Consider the following 20,428-nt stretch of genomic DNA (forward strand, 5'->3'; position numbering starts at 1 on the left):
TGCTTATTTCTTTTTAGCGGTTGTTTTCTTAGCTGGTGCTTTTTTTGTAGCCGTCTTTTTAGCTGGCGTTTTCTTTTCTATCATTTCTTGAACTTGTGCCAACGTTAATTTAGAAGCATCAACATCTTTGCTCAATTCAATTTTGATTTTGCCCTTTGTAATTACAGAACGACCCCAACGTGCTTTTTCCACTTTGATTCCTTCTTCTTTCCAATCGTGAATTACTTTATCAATGTCTTTTTGTTGTTTTTCTTCGATTAACTCGTTTAAATCTGATTGCGATAAATTATCGAAGTTATATTTCTTATTTACATTGATAAACATTCCATTCCATTTAATGAACGGTCCAAAACGACCCACTCCTTTTTGAATTGGTAATCCATCATAAGTTCCAATTGGCGCATCCGCTTGAACTTTCTCATCAATCAAACCTTGAGCGGTTTCCATAGTTACATCCATAGGATCCATACCTTTTGGCAATGAAATAAATTGAGAACCAAAACGAACATAAGGTCCAAAACGACCATTATTCACTTCAATTTCTTCTCCTTTATATGTACCTAATTGTTTTGGAAGTAAAAACAAGTTCAATACTTCTTCTAAAGTAATATTTCCAATATTTTGATCTTGACGTAAACTTGCGAATTGCTTGTTTTCATCATCAATATCACCAATTTGAGCCATTGCTCCATATTTTCCTAAACGAACCGAAACTTGTTTTCCTGAAACCGGATGCACTCCTAATATTCTTTCACCACTTTCTCTATCTGCATTTTTCTCTACATCAACCACATTTGGATGGAAGTGTTTGTAGAAATCGTTCATCATCTTAGCCCAATCTACTTTTCCTTCTGCAATTTCATCGAAATCCTGCTCCACTTTTGCTGTGAAATTGTAATCTAAAATCGTGTTGAAGTTTTTTACTAAGAAATCATTCACGATAATTCCGATATCGGTTGGAACTAACTTTCCTTTATCTGAGCCAACATTCTCCGTTAAAACTTGCGATTTTACTTCACCAGCTTTTAACATCAATTGGTTGTACTTTCTTTCTTGACCTTCAAAACTTCCTTTTTCAACATAAGTTCTGGCGATGATAGTAGAAATAGTTGGCGCATACGTTGACGGACGACCAATTCCTAATTCTTCTAATTTCTTCACCAAAGAAGCTTCTGTATAACGACTTGGTGGACGTGAAAAACGTTCGGTAGCCGTGATATAATTATTAGTAAGCTTTTCGTTTACTTTTAATGCTGGTAACATCCCTTCTTGTTCCTCTTCGTCATCATCATGTCCTTCCAAATACACTTTTAAGAAACCTTCAAATTTAATAACTTCTCCAGTTGCTGTAAACGTTTCTGAATGATTGCTTGCTTCGATTTTTACATTAGTTCTTTCCAACTCTGCATCGCTCATTTGAGAAGCTAATGTTCTTTTCCAAATCAATTCATACAAACGCGCTTGATCTCTATCGATATCAACCGTATGTCTTGACATATCGGTTGGACGAATCGCTTCGTGCGCTTCTTGTGCTCCTTTTGATTTGGTATTGAAGTTTCTCGGTTTAGAAAACTCTTTTCCGTAATAACTGGTAATTTCAGCTTGAGCTGCTGCCATTGCTTCTTGCGATAAATTCACACTATCCGTTCTCATGTAAGTAATGAGTCCGGCTTCGTATAAACGTTGCGCAATTTGCATGGTAATTCCAACAGGCAAATACAATTTTCTTGCTGCTTCTTGTTGCAACGTAGAAGTTGTAAAAGGTGCTGCTGGTGATTTTTTTGTAGGTTTGGTTTCTAAATCCCCCACTTTATAAGAAGAACCAATATTTTTAGCTAAGAAATCCTCTGCTTCTTTTTTAGTTGCGAAGTTCTTAGGCAATTTTGCTTTGAATGTTTTTCCAGCCTCATTAGTGAATTCTGCTGTAATACTGTAAGAAGCTTCTGGTTTGAAATTTTGAATTTCTCTTTCACGCTCCACAATCAAACGAACCGAAACTGATTGTACACGACCTGCAGATAAACCTCCTTTAACTTTTTTCCAAAGTACTGGCGATAATTCGTAACCTACTAATCTATCTAAAACCCTACGCGCTTGCTGAGCGTTTACTAAGTTATAATCAATTCCTCTCGGATTTTCGATTGCTTTTTGAATAGCTGATTTTGTAATCTCGTGAAAAACGATGCGTTTTGTTTTCTCAGGTTTTAATTTTAATTCTTCAGATAAGTGCCAAGAAATTGCTTCTCCCTCACGGTCCTCATCGGAAGCCAACCAAACCATTTCGGCATTTTTAGCTAATCCTTTTAATTTGGTCACCAATGCTTTTTTATCTGCCGAAACTTCATATTTAGGTTTAAAACCATTTTCTACATCCACTCCTATTTCTCTCGAAGGCAAGTCCGCAATATGTCCATAACTCGACTCAACTTGATACTCACTTCCTAGAAATTTCTCGATGGTTTTTGCTTTTGCAGGTGACTCAACGATTACTAAATTCTTTGCCATTTCATATTTTTTTGAATCGCAAAAGTATAGGTTTTTTTTAAATTTTAACATCTTGAGTTTTTTTTTACCTATAATTAACCAAAATATCAGTCAAATTACTCCTATATATATAGGTATAAAATCCACGAAAAACGGCTACTTAGAAATAAAGAAAAAAATATTTTAAAATTTCATGTTAAACCTTTTCTGCCATCTTGTCAGATTTTATAATTTAGTATTATCTTTGCGTTCCGAATCTTCGGAATGATTAATGGAAATCTTTGATATGGAAAAGGTAATTGATGAAAACAAACAAGGTCAGAGTTTAGTGCTTGACCAAAAAGAAGGAAATACTAAAAAACTTTTTATAGAGAGTTATGGTTGCCAAATGAATTTTTCGGACAGCGAAATTGTGGCGTCTATTCTTTATGAAAACGGATATAATACCACTCAAAATCTGGAAGACGCTGATTTAGTTTTGGTAAACACTTGTTCTATTCGCGACAAAGCGGAGCAGACGATTCGCAAGCGTTTAGAAAAATACAACGCAGTAAAGAAAATCAATCCTTCAATGAAAGTTGGGGTTTTAGGTTGTATGGCAGAACGTTTGAAAAGTCAGTTTTTAGAAGAAGAGAAAATTGTGGACATGGTGGTTGGACCTGATGCTTACAAAGATTTACCAAATTTATTAGCTGAAGTTGAAGAAGGAAGAGATGCTATCAACGTAATTCTTTCGAAAGAAGAAACGTATGGTGATATTTCACCTGTCCGTTTGAATAGTAACGGAGTTAATGCTTTCGTTTCGATTACAAGAGGTTGCGATAACATGTGTACCTTCTGCGTAGTTCCTTTTACTCGTGGACGTGAGCGTAGCCGTGAACCACAAAGTATTTATGACGAAATTCAAGATTTATACGATAGAGGTTTCAAAGAAGTTACTTTATTAGGCCAAAACGTAGACAGTTACCTTTGGTATGGTGGAGGTTTGAAGAAAGATTTCGATAAGGCGACTGATATACAAAAAGCGACTGCAGTTGATTTTGCTCAATTATTAGACAAATGTGCTACGTTGTTCCCAAAAATGCGTTTTAGATTCTCAACTTCTAACCCGCAAGACATGCATGTGGAAGTGATTGAAACTATGGCGAAACACCATAACATTTGTAAGTACATTCACTTACCTGTTCAAAGTGGAAGCACTAGAATTTTACAAGAAATGAATCGTCAACACACACGTGAAGAATACATGGCGTTGATTGATAAAATATATGCAATTATTCCAGATATTTCATTATCGCAAGATATGATTGCCGGTTTCCCAACAGAAACTGAAGAAGATCATCAAGACACCTTGAGTTTGATGGAATATGTAAAATATGATTTCGGATTTATGTTTGCGTATTCAGAACGTCCAGGAACTTTGGCTGCCAGAAAAATGGAAGACGACGTTCCAGAAGAAGTGAAGAAAAGACGTTTAAATGAAATCATCGACTTACAACAAAGAATTGGTTTAGAAAGAACGCAACGTTTCATCGGTCAAGAAGTAGAAGTATTGATTGAAAAAGAATCAAAACGTTCTGATGCTCATTGGAGTGGAAGAAATTCTCAAAATACTGTAGTAGTTTTCCCAAAAGAAAATTACAAAGTAGGCGAATTCGTAATGGTAAAAATCACAGATTGTACCGCTGCAACTTTAATTGGAGAAGCAGTTGGATATTCTGAAATAATGAATTAAAAATATAAGCCACGGATTAAAGGATTAACACAGATTTCAATATGGGACTTTATAGAGAAGAAGAAACTTTTAAAATTATTGGGATTTGTATGGAAGTTCATAGAAATCTTGGTCCAGGATTACTTGAAGTAGTATATAAAGATGCGTTAGAAATAGAATTTAAAGCAAATGATATTCCTTTTGAAAGAGAAAAAGAATTTTCAATCGAATATAAGGGAATTATATTACCGCATAAATTTTATGCAGATTTCATTGTAAATGAAGATATTGTTTTAGAAGTAAAAGCAGTAAAAGAATTTTCAGGAGAGCATACTGCACAAGTATTGAATTACATGAAACTTTCAAATTCAGAAATTGGATTATTGGTAAATTTTCAAAACAAATCACTACAACATAAAAGATTAGTATTTTAATTAATCCGTGAAAATCCTTTAATCCGTGGCAAAAAAAATAAAAAAATGGAATCAGTACAAGCTATAAAACAACGATTTGAAATTATTGGGAACGACCCAAAACTCAATCGTGCCGTGGAGAAAGCCATTCAGGTAGCTCCAACGGATATTTCGGTATTGGTAACAGGTGAAAGTGGTGTTGGAAAGGAAAGTATTCCAAAAATCATTCACGCACTTTCGCACAGAAAACATGGGAAATACATTGCAGTAAACTGTGGTGCTATCCCAGAAGGAACGATTGATAGTGAACTTTTTGGTCACGAAAAAGGTTCGTTTACTGGAGCAACCAACACGCGTGAAGGTTATTTTGAAGTTGCCGATGGCGGAACTATATTCTTAGATGAAGTTGGTGAATTACCATTAACAACTCAAGTACGTTTATTACGTGTTTTGGAAAATGGCGAATTTATCAAAGTAGGTTCATCGCAAGTTCAAAAAACGAATGTAAGAATCGTAGCGGCTACGAATGTCAATATGTTTGATGCAATTGAAAAAGGCAAATTCCGTGAAGATTTATTTTACAGATTGAGTACGGTTGATATTATGTTGCCACCGCTTCGCGAACGTAAAGACGACATTCATTTGTTGTTTAGAAAATTTGCTTCAGATTTTGCGCATAAATACAAAATGCCTGCTATCAAATTAGATGACAGCGCAGTTGAGATTCTTTTAAAATATCGCTGGAGCGGAAACATTCGTCAATTGCGAAATGTTGCCGAACAAATTTCGGTTTTGGAAACCAAACGTGAGATTTCATCGCAAACGCTTCTCTCCTATTTACCAATGGAAAATCCGAATTTACCTTCGGTCATTGGAACAAAAAAATCAGAAAGTGATTTCAGTAACGAAAGAGAAATTTTGTACAAAGTCCTTTTTGATATGAAGAGCGATTTGAACGATTTGAAAAAGCTTACGATGGAATTAATGCAAAACGGAAGTTCAAAAGTTCAAGAAGCAAATAAAGGATTAATTCAGAAAATTTACGGCAAACCCGAAGAAAATGCTATTTTTGAAGAAGAACCGAGAGTTGAAATGCTTCCGAATCAAAATAATATGATTCAAGAAGAGTTTGAAGACGATGACGATGATCAAAATTATTTATTTGCCGAAACGGTTGATGAAGAAGAAACCTTAAGTTTAGAAGCGAAAGAAATTGAATTAATCAAGAAATCTTTAGAGCGAAATAAAGGAAAACGAAAAGCGGCTGCTGACGAATTAGGAATTTCAGAACGCACATTATACAGAAAAATTAAACAATACGATTTATAATGAGATATTTGATAATTATAATAACACTTAGTTTTTCATTTCTTTTGAACAGTTGTGGTATTTACAATTTCACAGGTGCTAAACCCATTGATGCTAAAACTTTTCAAGTAAATTATTTTCAAAATAATGCCCCTTTGGTAGAGCCCGGAATTGAAAGAACTTTCACATTAGAACTGCAAGATATTATTCAAAACCAAACCAATTTAAATTTGGTGTCTCAAGGTGGTGAATTACTTTACGAAGGTGAAATTGTAGATTATCGCATCACACCAATGACCGCAACTGCAGATCAAAGAGCAGCACAAAATAGATTAACAATAAGTGTAATGGTAAGATTTACCAATAGAAACAAAGAAGAGGATAATTTTGAAAAGCGTTTTTCCTTTTTCTATGATTTCGATGCCAATCAGCAATTAGTAGGTTCGCAATTAACAACTGCATTAGATGTTATTTTTGAGCGAATTACTCAAGACATTTTCAACGAATCATTAGCTAAATGGTAATTAATTTGTAAATTTTGAACATATCCGATTTAACATATCTTTTAAATAAGCCTGAAACTATAAACGAAAAGCAAACTATAGCTTTAGAGAATGTAGTTTTGCAGTTTCCGTATTTTCAAGCGGCACGAGCTTTACATTTAAAAGGATTGTTCAATCAAGAAAGTTTTAGATACAATTACGAATTAAAAAAAACGGCAGCTTACACAACCGATAGAACCATTTTATTTGAATTTATAACTTCTGATAATTTCACAGCGATTCAACAGGAAAAGATAGATGAAATTCAAAGATCATTGTTAGATATTGAAGTACATCACATAGAAGAAGTAATAGTTTTACCAGAAATTAAAACCATTACTCCTAAAGAAGAAACTAATGAGATAGAACCAACTTCAGAAGAAAAATTGGAAATTGGCAAACCTTTACCATTTACTCCTTCAGAGAGACATTCGTTTCAAGAATGGTTACAATTGACAAAATTTAGTCCAATTGAACGTGAAATTGAAGAAAAAACCACATCAAACGACCCTGAAAAGCAAAAAAAATTAGACATCATTGATAAATTTATTGAAGCTAATCCAAAAATTGCTCCAGTAAAAGAAACAACCAAAGCACCTGCAAATATTAGCAAAAGCATTGAAGAACCAACGCATCTAATGACCGAAACATTAGCCAAAGTATATTTGGAACAAAAAAAATATACAAAAGCAATACAAGCTTATGAAATATTAATTTTGAAATATCCAGAAAAAAGTAGTTTCTTTGCAGACCGAATAAATGAAATCAAAAATTTACAACAAAATAATAATTAATTATGGGATTCACAGGTTTTTTAATTGCGATAACAATTGTTTGTTTTTTATTAATCTTAGCTATTATGGTTCAAAACCCTAAAGGTGGAGGTTTATCTTCTTCATTTGGTGGTTCTCAACAATTAGGTGGAGTTCAAAAAACAACTGATTTCTTAGATAAAAGCACTTGGACATTAGGAGGAATTTTAATTGCATTAATTTTACTTTCTAGTTTAAGTTTCAATGGCGCTGCATCTGGTTCTAAAGTTTTAGGTAATGATGACACATCAGTTCCCACAACTACAGTTCCAACTACACCAGAAGCTACACAACAAGCTGCTCCTGCTGCTACACCAGCACCAACAGCTACTGATTCTACAAAATAAGAATTGTAAAAAATAACAAAATGCCAGCATGTCAGTGCTGGCATTTTTTTTACCGAAAAATTGTCAGAAAAATGATTTGGCATAATTTCTGAAATATTGCAAGCAACAATTTAATTATAACATTAAAATATAAAAACTATGTCATTAAACATTAAACCAATTTCAGATCGAGTAGTTATTGAGCCTTTAGCAGCTGAAACTACAACCGCTTCAGGAATTATTATTCCAGACACTGCAAAAGAAAAACCTCAAAAAGGAACTGTAGTAGCCGTAGGAAATGGTAAAAAAGATTATACCATGACAGTTAAAGTTGGCGATGTAGTTCTTTATGGGAAATACTCTGGAACAGAGTTTAAATACGAAGGTAAAGATTACCTAATTATGAGAGAAGACGAAATATACGCAGTTCTTTAATCGTATAACAACAACTTTTAAACATTTAAACTTAAACATTTAAACAAAAAATAAAATGGCAAAAGATATAAAATTCGATATTGAAGCTCGCGATGGTTTAAAACGCGGTGTTGATGCATTAGCAAATGCAGTTAAAGTAACTTTAGGTCCAAAAGGAAGAAATGTAATTATTTCAAAATCATTTGGAGGTCCAACGGTAACTAAAGATGGTGTTTCTGTTGCAAAAGAAATCGAATTACAAGATCCATTAGAAAATATGGGTGCTCAAATGGTAAAAGAGGTAGCTTCTAAAACCAATGATTTAGCTGGTGATGGAACAACTACCGCAACCGTTTTAGCTCAAGCAATCGTGAAAGAAGGTTTGAAAAACGTAGCAGCTGGAGCAAATCCAATGGATTTAAAAAGAGGAATTGATAAAGCTGTAGAAACTATTGTTTCAGAATTAGGAAAACAATCAGTAGCTGTTGGTGACTCTTCTGAAAAAATCAAACAAGTAGCTTCTATTTCAGCAAATAATGATGAAACTATTGGTGATTTAATCGCAGTAGCTTTTTCAAAAGTTGGAAAAGAAGGTGTTATCACAGTAGAAGAAGCTAAAGGAACAGATACTTATGTAGATGTGGTTGAAGGAATGCAATTCGACAGAGGTTATTTATCGCCTTACTTCGTAACGGATGCTGATAAAATGGTAGCGGAATTAAGCAATCCATACGTTTTATTATACGACAAAAAAATATCTAACTTACAAGAATTATTACCGGTTTTAGAACCAGTAGCACAATCAGGAAGACCATTGTTGATTATTGCTGAAGATGTTGACGGACAAGCATTAGCAACATTAGTAGTAAACAAATTACGTGGTGGATTAAAAATTGCAGCGGTTAAAGCTCCAGGTTTTGGAGACAGAAGAAAAGCTATGTTAGAAGACATCGCAATCTTAACTGGAGGAACCGTAATTGCTGAAGAAAGCGGATATTCATTAGAAAACGCTACTTTAGACATGTTAGGAACTGCTGAAAACATTACAATTGACAAAGACAATACTACAATTGTAAACGGTTCTGGTTACGCTGAAAACATCAAAGCAAGAGTAAACCAAATCAAATCGCAAATCGAAACTACAACTTCTGATTACGATAGAGAAAAATTGCAAGAGCGTTTAGCTAAATTAGCTGGAGGTGTTGCCGTTTTATATGTTGGAGCAGCTTCTGAAGTAGAAATGAAAGAGAAAAAAGACCGTGTTGACGATGCTTTACATGCAACTCGTGCTGCTGTTGAAGAAGGAATTGTTGCTGGAGGTGGTGTTGCTTTAGTAAGAGCAAAAGCTGCATTAGCAAACTTAAAAGCAGAAAATGCTGACGAAGCAACAGGAATTCAAATCATTAACAAAGCAGTAGAAGCACCTTTAAGAACTATTGTTGAAAATGCTGGTGGTGAAGGATCAGTTGTAATTGCAAAAATTACTGAAGGAAAAGACGATTTCGGATTTAATGCAAAAACAGGAGAATATGTTCAAATGTTAGCTGCAGGTATCATCGATCCTAAAAAAGTAACTCGTGTAGCTTTAGAAAATGCTGCTTCTGTAGCCGGAATGATTTTAACTACCGAATGTGCTTTAATCGACATCAAAGAAGATAGTCCTGCAATGCCAATGGGCGGAGGAATGCCAGGCATGATGTAAGATTCAAAATACTCAGATACATAAAACCCGATTAGAACTTTCTAATCGGGTTTTATTTTTAAAACTAACTTAAAACAAAAAATAAAACTATCTAATTGAAGAAAACTTGATATTGTGCTACCACAGAACCATTTCTAGAAACTTGGTCTCCAGCAGTATTATAAATTGGTCTATCTTGATAAGAAACGGTAAATTTAGAAGTGTGATTTGCCAATAACCAGTTTACACCAATATCATAAAAATTCATTTGATCGTTTAATCGGTTAAAATTTGAACTCTGAATGGATGCGTAAGGCATAAGAGTCGTTTTGCCAATTAAATTCTCTTTAAATTTATATCCAATCTGACCATATAAAGTTGTACCTGTTCCATACATTGGAAATGCATTTCCAGCACCATTTAAAATTGCAGCATTATTATTTCCATTTGCTGGATTCATTACACCTAAATTACGTGTATAATTATCTCCGAAATCATATTTTGTAACACTTGCATAAGCGCTAATAGCCTGTCCTTTAGATCCAACTGGAGCATCATAATAAATATCAGCAGATAAATGCAACATATCATGATTAATAGTATCGCCAACAGTATTTAATTTCCACATAGCATCTTTTTGATAAATAAATCCAGCACCGATATTAAATACTTTTTTCTTACCTAAATAAGTTCCTGTCATGTAAGGCATCAAATTACTTTCTTGATCTTTAAATTGGTATTGAAAGTAACCGTTCCATTGCATTTTTGGAGGAGCAGCTGAAAAATTCCAATTGGTATTTATAGTTGGATTATAGTTAGCTGATTTTTGAATTGCCATTGGTTGCGCCATTGCAATTCTATAATCTAACTTACCTAATTTCCCTTTTGCAAAAACTGATAATTTTCTCAAAAACTGATCTGTAACATCATTTGTAGTTTGTTGAAACAATGGTGCATCAACTCCTAAAATAGAACCTGTTGATGGAGAGGAAAAACGAGCTAATCCACTCCAACCTGACAATCCCATTCCCAAAGACAGCTTTGTTTTATCAATTGCATATTCACCCATGGCATCATGCAAAAAGAAACCTTGTTTTCTATCAGAAATATTATTTAAGTTGTTTTGTCCAAATTGCGAATAAATAAAAACTCTATCCGTTAATTGCCCATACATTTGTATTCTAAAACGACGAATTCCAATATCGGTTCCACTATTTTTTTCAATTCCAAAAATTGTTGTTCCTGGATTATATTCTTGACTACGCAGCCAAAGCTGAGCTAACATTGTAAACTTTACATAGTTACTTCCATCTTCATTTAAATTGAATTTACGATCTTTAAAAAAGCTATTAGTTTCAGCTTTTTTCTCTTCCTGAGCATTTGCTTTTATTGTAACTAATACCAATGCAAAAACGCCCAAATATTTTAAAATATTTTTCATTTTACGACATAAAAATTTTGAAAACCCCTTTTACAAAGGGTTTTCATGTTAGTATTTTACTTTTAAAGCTCTGCTAATTTTGCTTTTCTTGAAGATAATGGGTGGCTAGAAAGTGGCTTATGATTTTCAAGACCTTTAATCTTAACTGTTCCACCGTTTGCTTCATAATCATGTTTAAAGTGCTCCAAGTTTTCCATTACAGAATGGTCAACTAATTTAGTTTTCTTTAAATCGATTGTTACATCAAAACCATAAGGAATAGCTTCTAATTTACTTTTTACTCCTAAGTAATTTGTAAATACAGCTGCTTTACTAATTTCAACTAAATAATTATTTCCTTCAAAGGAAACCAATGTTGGTGCTTTAAATAATGAAGAAATTGGTGTTCCATTAATTAAATGAATGATAATTTTCAAAACCATACCCGCAGCAATACCAATAAGTAAATCTTCGAATAATGTAAAGAAAATCGTTACTAAAAAGATAGCCAATTGTTCTTTACCAATTTGAAATGTATGAATAAATTCTTTTGGATGCGCTAATTTAATCCCTACCGTAATCAACATTGCAGCTAAAGCAGCATTTGGAATCAACTCTAATATTGGAGTAGCAAGTAATACAAACATTAAAATAAAGAATCCGTGGAAGAAATTTGCCCATCTTGTTTTTGCACCATTGTTAACATTTGAAGAAGAACGTGCCACTTCAGAAATCATTGGTAAACCTCCTAAGAAAGCAGCAATTGTATTTCCAATTCCAACAGCAATTAAATCTTTATTCATATTTGACTTTCTTTTGAAAGGATCCAACAAATCGATTGCTTTTACTGTTAACAATGATTCTAATGTTCCTACTAAAGCAAACATAATTACATATTTAATAAACAATCCTGTTTGAGAAAAACCTTCAAAACTTGCATTGAAATTCAAATTATCAACAAAATTTCCAATTTTTACTAATGCATAAGCAGGTTCTGTTTCTTTAAAATGCATGAATAACTCACATGGAATAGCAAATAACAATACCACAAGCGGAGCTGGAATCATTTTAATCGTTTTGTTTTTGATATAAGGCCACCCCAACATAATTGCTAAACTCACAATACCAATAATAGAAGCTTTAGGATCTAAATTAGCAATGAAGTTTGGAATATTAGCTAATAATTCCAATGGACCTTTACCTTTTGCTAATGTTGGATTATCATTCAATAAAACGGGAATTTGTTTTGCTATAATGATAATTCCAATCGCTGCTAACATTCCGTGAATAGCAGAAAGCGGGAAGAAATCAGCCAATTTTCCTAATTTTAAAACTCCGAAAAGGATTTGAATTACTCCAGCAACAACCATTGCTCCAAGGGCTAATTTCCAACCTAATTCGTTATCTCCTTTTCCAAATTCTGCAACAGCACCAGCAACAATTACAATTAAACCAGCAGCTGGCCCTTTAATTGTTAAACGAGAACCCATGAAAAACGACACTACAATTCCACCAATAATAGCCGTAATTAATCCCATAATAGGTGGAAAGTCGGAAGCTTTTGCGATTCCTAAACTTAATGGCAATGCCAGTAAAAACACGATGAAACCTGAAATGGCATCCGTTTTAAAATTTTCTTTTAAACCTGCTAATCCATCAGCAGGAATGTATTTTTTTATATTTGCGTTCATATATTTTCAAATAAATTAAGATGATTTGTAAGGCAACTCATGATACGTTTTAACATGAGGACCTAAGAAAAGACGAGCATAAATTCGGATTCCAGCAATACCTGAAACCACAAAACTTGATGCTACAAAAAAGGCTAAGAATAGTTGATTACTATCTATATGACTAAAAACTAAATCTTCGCCGATGAAAGTTGTTGTAATTGGAAAACCTGTGATTCCTAAAGTGGCTAATAAGAAAAAGAAAGCAAATTTAGGATGCTCGTAAACATGACCTAAATACTGATTAATAAGAATCTTTCTTTCTAATTTTCTAAGTTGTAATAAAGCCACGTACCCTATAATTCCAGCAACAATAATTCCAGCCAAATAGTAAGCAATCTCACTAATACTTACTTTATCATTAAACACAATGGCTAAAGCAATCCAAAAATGATTCATCACAATTAAAATCCATGCTAAAAACGGACTTCTTCGCTCTGAAAACGATTTGAATACAAATACCAATCCGATAAAAGCAAACAATTCTGGAAGAATATTAGTTAACTGATAAGGCAAATGCAACTTAAATTTATAAGTTATAAATCCTAGCAAGTAAATTGGGATAAACAAGAAATAAATTCTCTTAATATTCAAGAAATCCAGTGATTTACCAATCATTTTCAAAGGTCTCCACAATACCATATTTAAGAATCCTTCTAAATTGAATTCTTTAAGAGCTAAAATATAAAGTGTATATTCTATTTTCTTTGGATACGAATCTTCGATAGCTTTTTCTCTTGGTTTGAAATTGTAAAATTGGTCGCGAATTAAATAGCTCACTACCGAAGGAGAGACCAATAATTGATACGTTCTCAAAAATGCATTTCCAGCAAAGTGAATCAAGGCTAATGTTTCAAAACCTAAAGCAATTTCAATAAATATAATTCCAATTTGAGAAATAGAACTATACGCAACTTGACTTTTAACCGAAGACTGAACTCTAGCCATTACTGAAGCCGCCAAACTTGTGGTTAATCCCATTAATCCAATAGCAATTCGCATAGTGGTTTGATGTTCCCAAAATGGAAATGTTCGCAACATTAAGAAAACTCCTAAATGCACTGATAAGGAACCATAGAAAATCGCACTCGAAGGTGTTGGTCCTTCCATAGCTCTTGGCAACCAAGACGAAAACGGAATCTGAGCCGATTTTGCCGCAGCCGCACAAGCCAAACAAAGCGCAATGAATATTCCGATTATGGAATGATTTTGCAAATGTTCGTTAACCAATTCGTAATTATTCAACTTCATGAAGGTAATATTTTCATGAAATAAGTGGTGACTTGCCCACATCGCTAATAACAGTCCAACATCGCCAATTCTATAAATTGAAAATACTTTGAAAGCGTTTTTAACAGGTAAATAACGTTCTCTATAAAAAGCAATTAAAAGGAAAGAAGAAATTCCAATGATTTCCCAACCAATGAATAAGGTTTCGAAATTTCCTGATAAAATAGCTAAGTTATATCCGAAAAAGAAAAACAAAACCGTATTAAAAAAACGTTTATATCCTTTTTCTCTATGTAAGTAATAGCGACTATACGTAGTTATCATCGAAGTTAATAAAGCTCCAATGAATAAATAAACTGCTGAAATTTGATCAAAATAGAAATCGATAAAAAACTCATAATGAGCTGTTTTTAATATCGATAATTCTAATAAATTCAAATCTTTAGCACCGTCAATTATCCAAAAAATGATAAAAACTACTAATCCTATTAATTGTAAAAAAACCGTTCCAAATGCCGTCCATGAGATGGCTTTTTCTTTAGATTCAGGCAAAAACAAACTAATGATAAAGCCTAAAAACGGCAACAGTATAAAATATTGCAATAACTCGTTCATGACTTAAATGGTATTAGTAATTATTCCTACCGGAAGATTCTCTTTTGTAGTTTCAACCAACTGCATTTCATCTTTAATGAAATTCACAGTTTGAATAGGTTGATAGGGAACAAACTTTTCGTCTTCAAAAACAAAAAGCTCTTTAGTTTCAGGTTGAACTGCCACTAATTTCACCCAATCATTCTTAAACCATTCGTAAGTAGCTGGATTTTTTGAAATCGCATATAGTACTTTCTCTGGGAAATGTTCGGCAATAACTAACAAACGAACTGGGTCGTGCACCTCAATCATTTGACTTGGCAAACCTGGACGTAAATCGCCATCGATTCCGTTGGCAACTCCAATTAACCCCATTACGTTATGAGGTAATTTAGAACCTGCGCCTAATTTTTGATTGTCAACTCTTGAGAAATAGTATTCCAAATTAATTCCACCACCCACTGGAGCAACTGCGCCTAAGATAATCGCTAAATAATCTCCCGCAGGATCAACTTCGTAGTCATATGAATTCAAGAACGAACGTCGGTCTAAAAACAATTGTTTTGACAAACTTCTCCTTCCTACGATACACATAGCATTAGTAGCGTGATTTAATTCGGGACGTGGTTCAAACAAAGATAACGAACGACGTTTTACTTTTTCGTGAACTTTTTCTAAAGTATCAGAAGTATTAATCGTATCAAATCGTCTTGAACGTTCTTTTGCATTGTTATCTAAAGCTTTAGTAAACGTGATTACATTTTGTTGGTGCAATGTTTTGTTATCCTCTGACAACGTATCTTCGTCATAAAAAGCAATTTCATCACGAGTCGTATCATGTAGAGCCGGTAAAAATTGCGTTGAAATTGGAATATCAATTCCTCTTTGTCTCAAAACGGCTCTAACTTCTGAATGATTTGCTGCAAACGAAGCTACTTTTGCGTTTACCGAACTTGGTCTACCAGAACAAGCTCCACAATCATAACCTGCATAATGCGTGTTATTGATACTCGTTGCTCCGTGACCAACAACATAAACAATGGGAGAAAAATTCGAAACTAATCCGATACTCTTCAACAAACCCTCCAGTCTATTGGCCATTTCTTCTACCGAAAAACCAATTTGTAAGTCACCTTCTCTTTGATTTACATCTTTATTTTCGATAACTAATTTCGATTTTTTATGTAAATGCTTGAATGAAGATGTAGTTGCAGGCGACATTGAAGGTTTAAAAATATTCAAGAACAATTTTAAAGCCGAAGAAAACCCTAAAGTTTGACTAATGATCCAACCAAAAAACAACGAGTGTGATTGCTTGTGATAATGTAAATCTTTAGCTTGTTTTTTCTTTCTGTGTTCTTCTTTGATTAAGAATTTTGGAGTAACAGGAGCTGGACATAATTTGGTATAAAATTTTCCATTTACCGGTTGATAGAAAAATTCAAAGTTAAAGAAAGCTGCCGTTCCGTATGTAGAAACATTTTTATCGATGTGTTCAATATGTCTTCTAAACGAGCATTCTCTGTCGTCCATACAAAACAGACTCTGAAAACTTGGTATTTGTACTACCTTTTCTTCTTTTACATTTTGAACATTGGATAAAACAGCATCGTAAAAACTCCATTCAAAAGCTTGTTGCCAAAGCGATAAAACATCGAATAATTCGCTATATGCTACTTTTTCAAATAATAAGAATTCTTCGTCTTCGATTTTAAAACCAAGTGGCGCCCAAATATCATTAAACTTATTATCTAAAGTATCAATCTCAAGAAGTAATTCAAACTTGATTAATTCTTCTAATGTAATTTGTTTTGAATCTAATAGTGAACTTGGATTATTTTCGATAGTTGCAATCATCCCACTCCAACCTGGATGTCCAAATTGTTGGTCAAATAAATAGTGTTCGAATAATTCTTCTTTTCCTACAATTATTTCTAATAACTGCGTGATTGAAGCATTTTCTTGTAATAGTTTTTTTGCTCTATTGGAAGTAAAAATCCCTTTAAAGGTATTCTTTTCTAACTCTCTAATAGAAGCTAAAAAACCTTTATCATGTACAGGAAAATTCCAAATAGCAATCCCTTGATCTAAATAACTACACAATACTCTAAATAATAAACTATGTGTTGATTTTTCAAGATTTATAGCATAATATTTTTTCCAATTAGAACGTAAACTTCCTATTCTTGGAGAAATGGATTCGTCGTAATTGGTTTTTAGTAACTTCTCTTTCCAAGTTTGAAGATTTTCAGCTCCTTTTGCTTTTGTAATGATAGCATCTAAAACAGTTTCATTGATTTCTTTATTAGCAAATCGTTGTCTGAAATCAGATATTGATAAATACGTTTTGTAACCAAAAATCGTAGAAGCCTCAAGTAATGCATCATGAAACTTTTTATTTTGAAAAGCATGCAAAGTATTGTGGTGCACAAAATCTTTCAGCGGATTTTGCGCAGGTAAATAATGAGTTAGGCTATGAAGAACTTCGTGTTCGTCAAAACCAACGGTATGTGTTTTCATTGATTAATGAAATAGATTAATACACAGTGAACATTCACAATCAAATTAATGACGTGAAAAAAATAAATGTGTATTAAGAAAGATGAAACTTCCAATTACAATACAAATCGTAAAGTGGAATAATTTCTTTAGAAGAAAAGAATTGGGATAAATATGAACTTGAACTCTTCTCTAAAGAAGATTTAACAATAACAATTGATTTTGTTGGAATTAAAATTACATCAAACTCAATTTTCAATTCAGGTTCTATTTCAACAGTAACATATTCTCCTTCTTCTAGATCAACGGTTTGAAAATGAGAAAAATCAGATGGGGTATACTTTTGTTGAAATTCAGCTTTAGCTTTTAATTCAACATCTTTTGAAACATTATATGAAGCAACAATAGCCCACATGAAAAATGTGAGCATAAAAAATAGAAATAATTGTAATAATCTTTTCAAATTGATTTCACTTGCTACCTAAAGTGACTACAAATGTATATTATATTTTGATTCAAAAAATTAATTTCTGATTAATTTTAACAAAAAACCGATTAGAAATTCTAATCGGTTTTTTTTACTATTTTTCTATTCTCTCATAATTGCAACAACCATGAAGTTTATCATAATCTTCATCTTTGGCTTTTGTAAATTGGGTATCATGACCTACAGCGGCAATAGCCTTTGCTACATCTTCTTTAGAACACTTCGTTTCGTCTATAATCAAATGAATATCACCATGATCGGCGTGCCACTCAGCGCTTTTAACTCCTTTTACAGAATAAGCCGCTTTTTCAATACGTTTCTCGCACATTTCACAATTTCCAGCGACTTTAAACTCTACTTTTTTGTTTTTGCTTTTCTTTTCTTGCGCTACCATTGTGAAAGAAAAAATACATGCTAATACTAATAAAACTATTCTTTTCATTTTTCTATTATTTAGTGATTATGAGCTTCCTCTTTAACTGGGGCTAACTCTTCTATTTCATGATTCTGTTTTTTATCTTTAATTTTAAAACGCAATCCAGCATAATACATGGCACCAAAAGTGGGTCCGTATATCATACTACTATCAAAATAAGTACCAAAAGGGTTTTCATTTTGAACAATTCCATTCATTTGTTTGTAATTCCCCATGTTTTCTCCTCCCACATACACTTCAAAAGTACTTGAAAACGTTCTCGTAATTTGAGCATTCAATGTACCAAAAGCTTTTGCATATTCATCTAAACGATATTGCACTGGATTTGATTGTGTATATGGCAAACGTTGTTCCCCTAACCAATTATACGTTACATCAAATTTCCATTGTTGTCCTTTGTCTTTTATATGCGTTTCGTAAGCTAGATTACCAAAAACTCGATGTTTTGCTTGAAGCGCTCTTTGCATTTGACCTGTTACAAATTGCGTTTGTACATCGTAATATTTGTAAGCCGTTTTAAAAGTCAAATGTGTCATTAAATCAACAGAAAATTCAGCTTGAAATGAATTCGCAAAACTATTCCCTTTTAAATTGTAAAATAAAACATCTTGTGGAGAAGCATCAATATCAACCACCGCTTGATTTTGAAAATCAGTACGATAATAATCTAAAATTACCTCAACATCTTTTCCTACTAATTTGAATTTTTGGATAAAACTCAAACCATAATTCCATGCAATTTCTGGATTTAATCCGTACAATTTCCCATCCGTATTCAAAATTGAGAAATTTCTGTTGGATGCAAATAATTGTTGGTTTTCAGCAAAAATATTAGCCGCACGTTTTCCTCTTCCGGCTGAAGCTCTAATAACAGCTTCTTTCCATGGATTATAACGAATGTGAAGTCTTGGCGTAACAAAAGTTCCTAAACGATTGTGATTATCAACTCTTGCTCCAGCCACTAAACTAAAATTATCAGAATTATCATAAGTGTATTCAAAAAACGCACCAACTGAGTTATCAATTCTTGAAAAATCGCGATTAAAATTCATCGCTACGAATTCGTTGTAATCATCGTAAGAGAAATTTAAACCCGTTGTAAATTTATTCTTTGTGTTATTGATAATCGAATTGAATAATAAATTCGAATAAAAACTTTTTTGATGAATGTCATATTGACTCAAACCAAAATACGAATCTTGTTTGTGCGATTGAAATGAATTTTGAAATCCGAAACTTTGATACGGCATATCTGGAAAAACGTAACCTGTTTTGTTTGAAATTTCAATTTTCTCGGTGTTAATTTCACTTCCCCAAGCGTTTGTAGTTAATCTATCTGTATCGGGATTGAAACTCATTTCTCCGGCTTGTTTTTCATCATTCATGTAGCGAACATTTAAAAAACTTACGATTCCATTTTCAGCATCGTTATATTGCCAACGATTTAAAATATTGACTTGTTTCCCAATTGGACCATCTAAAAATCCGTCGTTGTTCATATCGTTTTTTCCTACACGAGTATTTCCATGTAAAAACAAAGTTGAGCTTAATTTATCTGAAAATTTGTTATTGAAATGCGTATTGATTTCATATCGTTCATCTTGCGAAGCATAGGCATTTAAGAAAAACGGAATATCATTTGAAGGTTTTAAAACCTCATAATTGATTTGACCCGAAATACTTTCGTAACCATTAATTACGCTTCCTGCACCTTTGGTAATTTGGATACTTTCCACCCAAGTTCCGGGTACAAAAGACAACCCATACGCCTGAGAAGCTCCACGAACCGAAGGAATATTCTCTTCCGCAATTAAAATATATGGACTTGTTAAACCTAACATTTTAATTTGACGATTTCCTGTTACAGCATCCGAAAAATTCACATCGATAGATGGATTCGTACTAAAACTTTCAGATAAGTTACAACAAGCTGCTTTAAGCAACTCTTTTTGTCCCATTACTTGAATGTTTTGGACTTTATACAAAGAATGTTCCGTTCCTTTTTTAGTCTTGGTAATCGTTACTTCTTTTAAAGTTTTTACTTCTTTCAAAATAACAGAGATGGTATTATTTACTACATCGATTTTTTGAGTTTCAAAACCAATATAACTGATTACTAAAGAAGACGTTTCTGGAGATTTTTTTATAGTGAAATTCCCATTTTCATCTGTGGTGGTACCTACTGCGGTATTGAACCAAAACACATTGGCACCTAATAAAGGTTGATTATTTTCGTCTGTTACTATTCCTTTTATGGTTTCTTGTGAATAAATAAATTGAGAAACAAAGAATAGCAAAAACGCTATATTTTTAAACATAATAAAGTTATTTATTGTTA

The 20,428-nt window shown here is 33.1% G+C and carries 16 protein-coding genes; 8 read left to right on the forward strand and 8 right to left on the reverse strand.

The features are described 5' to 3' along the window. Positions 1–3 precede the first annotated feature (3 nt). Positions 4–2,505 (reverse strand): type I DNA topoisomerase, encoded by a 2,502-nt coding sequence (gene topA / locus BP92_RS0100210; RefSeq protein WP_026724184.1) that lies wholly within the window; start codon positions 2,503–2,505, stop codon positions 4–6. A 265-nt stretch (positions 2,506–2,770) separates the two neighbouring features. Between topA and miaB the strand changes: the two genes are divergently transcribed. From miaB to groL, 8 genes are all read left to right on the forward strand, one after another. Further along, entirely contained in the window at positions 2,771–4,219 is a 1,449-nt protein-coding gene (gene miaB / locus BP92_RS0100215; protein ID WP_026724185.1) for a tRNA (N6-isopentenyl adenosine(37)-C2)-methylthiotransferase MiaB, read from the forward strand. Between the two features lie 41 nt (positions 4,220–4,260). Next, complete coding sequence (locus BP92_RS0100220) at positions 4,261–4,632, forward strand: GxxExxY protein (RefSeq protein ID WP_026724186.1); 372 nt, start codon at positions 4,261–4,263, stop codon at positions 4,630–4,632. Between the two features lie 45 nt (positions 4,633–4,677). Then, entirely contained in the window at positions 4,678–5,940 is a 1,263-nt protein-coding gene (locus BP92_RS0100225) for a sigma-54 interaction domain-containing protein (RefSeq protein WP_026724187.1), read from the forward strand. Beyond that, positions 5,940–6,443, forward strand: a complete 504-nt coding sequence (locus BP92_RS0100230; RefSeq protein ID WP_026724188.1) for an LptE family protein — start codon at positions 5,940–5,942, stop codon at positions 6,441–6,443. Before BP92_RS0100225 ends, BP92_RS0100230 begins: the two co-directional genes overlap by 1 nt. Before the next feature lie 14 nt (positions 6,444–6,457). After that, on the forward strand, positions 6,458–7,255 hold the full coding sequence (locus BP92_RS0100235; RefSeq protein ID WP_026724189.1) for a tetratricopeptide repeat protein: 798 nt from the start codon (positions 6,458–6,460) through the stop codon (positions 7,253–7,255). Positions 7,256–7,257: 2 nt separating this feature from the next. Then, positions 7,258–7,620 (forward strand): preprotein translocase subunit SecG, encoded by a 363-nt coding sequence (secG, locus tag BP92_RS0100240; RefSeq protein WP_026724190.1) that lies wholly within the window; start codon positions 7,258–7,260, stop codon positions 7,618–7,620. A gap of 138 nt (positions 7,621–7,758) precedes the next feature. Continuing rightward, positions 7,759–8,034 carry a co-chaperone GroES gene (locus BP92_RS0100245; protein WP_026724191.1) on the forward strand — a complete coding sequence of 92 codons (276 nt, stop codon included), beginning with the start codon at positions 7,759–7,761 and terminating at the stop codon, positions 8,032–8,034. A gap of 55 nt (positions 8,035–8,089) precedes the next feature. Beyond that, positions 8,090–9,715, forward strand: coding sequence for a chaperonin GroEL (gene groL, locus BP92_RS0100250; RefSeq protein WP_026724192.1), 1,626 nt, complete (start codon positions 8,090–8,092; stop codon positions 9,713–9,715). 91 nt (positions 9,716–9,806) lie between these two features. On the opposite strand, the gene BP92_RS15545 is transcribed toward groL, so the two are convergent. The 7 genes from BP92_RS15545 to BP92_RS15550 all read right to left on the reverse strand — a co-directional run bounded on the left by BP92_RS15545 (position 9,807) and on the right by BP92_RS15550 (position 20,408). Continuing rightward, positions 9,807–11,135, reverse strand: coding sequence for a hypothetical protein (locus BP92_RS15545; RefSeq protein ID WP_035692568.1), 1,329 nt, complete (start codon positions 11,133–11,135; stop codon positions 9,807–9,809). 62 nt (positions 11,136–11,197) lie between these two features. Continuing rightward, positions 11,198–12,805, reverse strand: coding sequence for a SulP family inorganic anion transporter (locus BP92_RS0100260; RefSeq protein ID WP_026724193.1), 1,608 nt, complete (start codon positions 12,803–12,805; stop codon positions 11,198–11,200). Positions 12,806–12,820: 15 nt separating this feature from the next. Then, positions 12,821–14,689, reverse strand: coding sequence for a proton-conducting transporter transmembrane domain-containing protein (locus BP92_RS0100265; protein WP_026724194.1), 1,869 nt, complete (start codon positions 14,687–14,689; stop codon positions 12,821–12,823). A gap of 3 nt (positions 14,690–14,692) precedes the next feature. Continuing rightward, positions 14,693–17,188, reverse strand: coding sequence for a YbcC family protein (locus BP92_RS0100270; protein WP_026724195.1), 2,496 nt, complete (start codon positions 17,186–17,188; stop codon positions 14,693–14,695). Positions 17,189–17,261: 73 nt separating this feature from the next. Next, entirely contained in the window at positions 17,262–17,597 is a 336-nt protein-coding gene (locus BP92_RS0100275) for a hypothetical protein (RefSeq protein ID WP_150111838.1), read from the reverse strand. 151 nt (positions 17,598–17,748) lie between these two features. Then, a complete protein-coding gene (locus BP92_RS0100280; RefSeq protein ID WP_026724197.1) occupies positions 17,749–18,096 on the reverse strand; it encodes a heavy-metal-associated domain-containing protein in 348 nt (115 codons plus the stop codon). An 11-nt stretch (positions 18,097–18,107) separates the two neighbouring features. Then, positions 18,108–20,408: a TonB-dependent receptor gene (locus BP92_RS15550; RefSeq protein ID WP_051604330.1), complete on the reverse strand. Its 2,301-nt coding sequence runs from the start codon at positions 20,406–20,408 to the stop codon at positions 18,108–18,110. Between the last annotated feature and the right edge of the window lie 20 nt (positions 20,409–20,428).

The sequence above is a fragment of the Flavobacterium sasangense DSM 21067 genome, assembly GCF_000686885.1.
Taxonomy (GTDB): domain Bacteria; phylum Bacteroidota; class Bacteroidia; order Flavobacteriales; family Flavobacteriaceae; genus Flavobacterium; species Flavobacterium sasangense.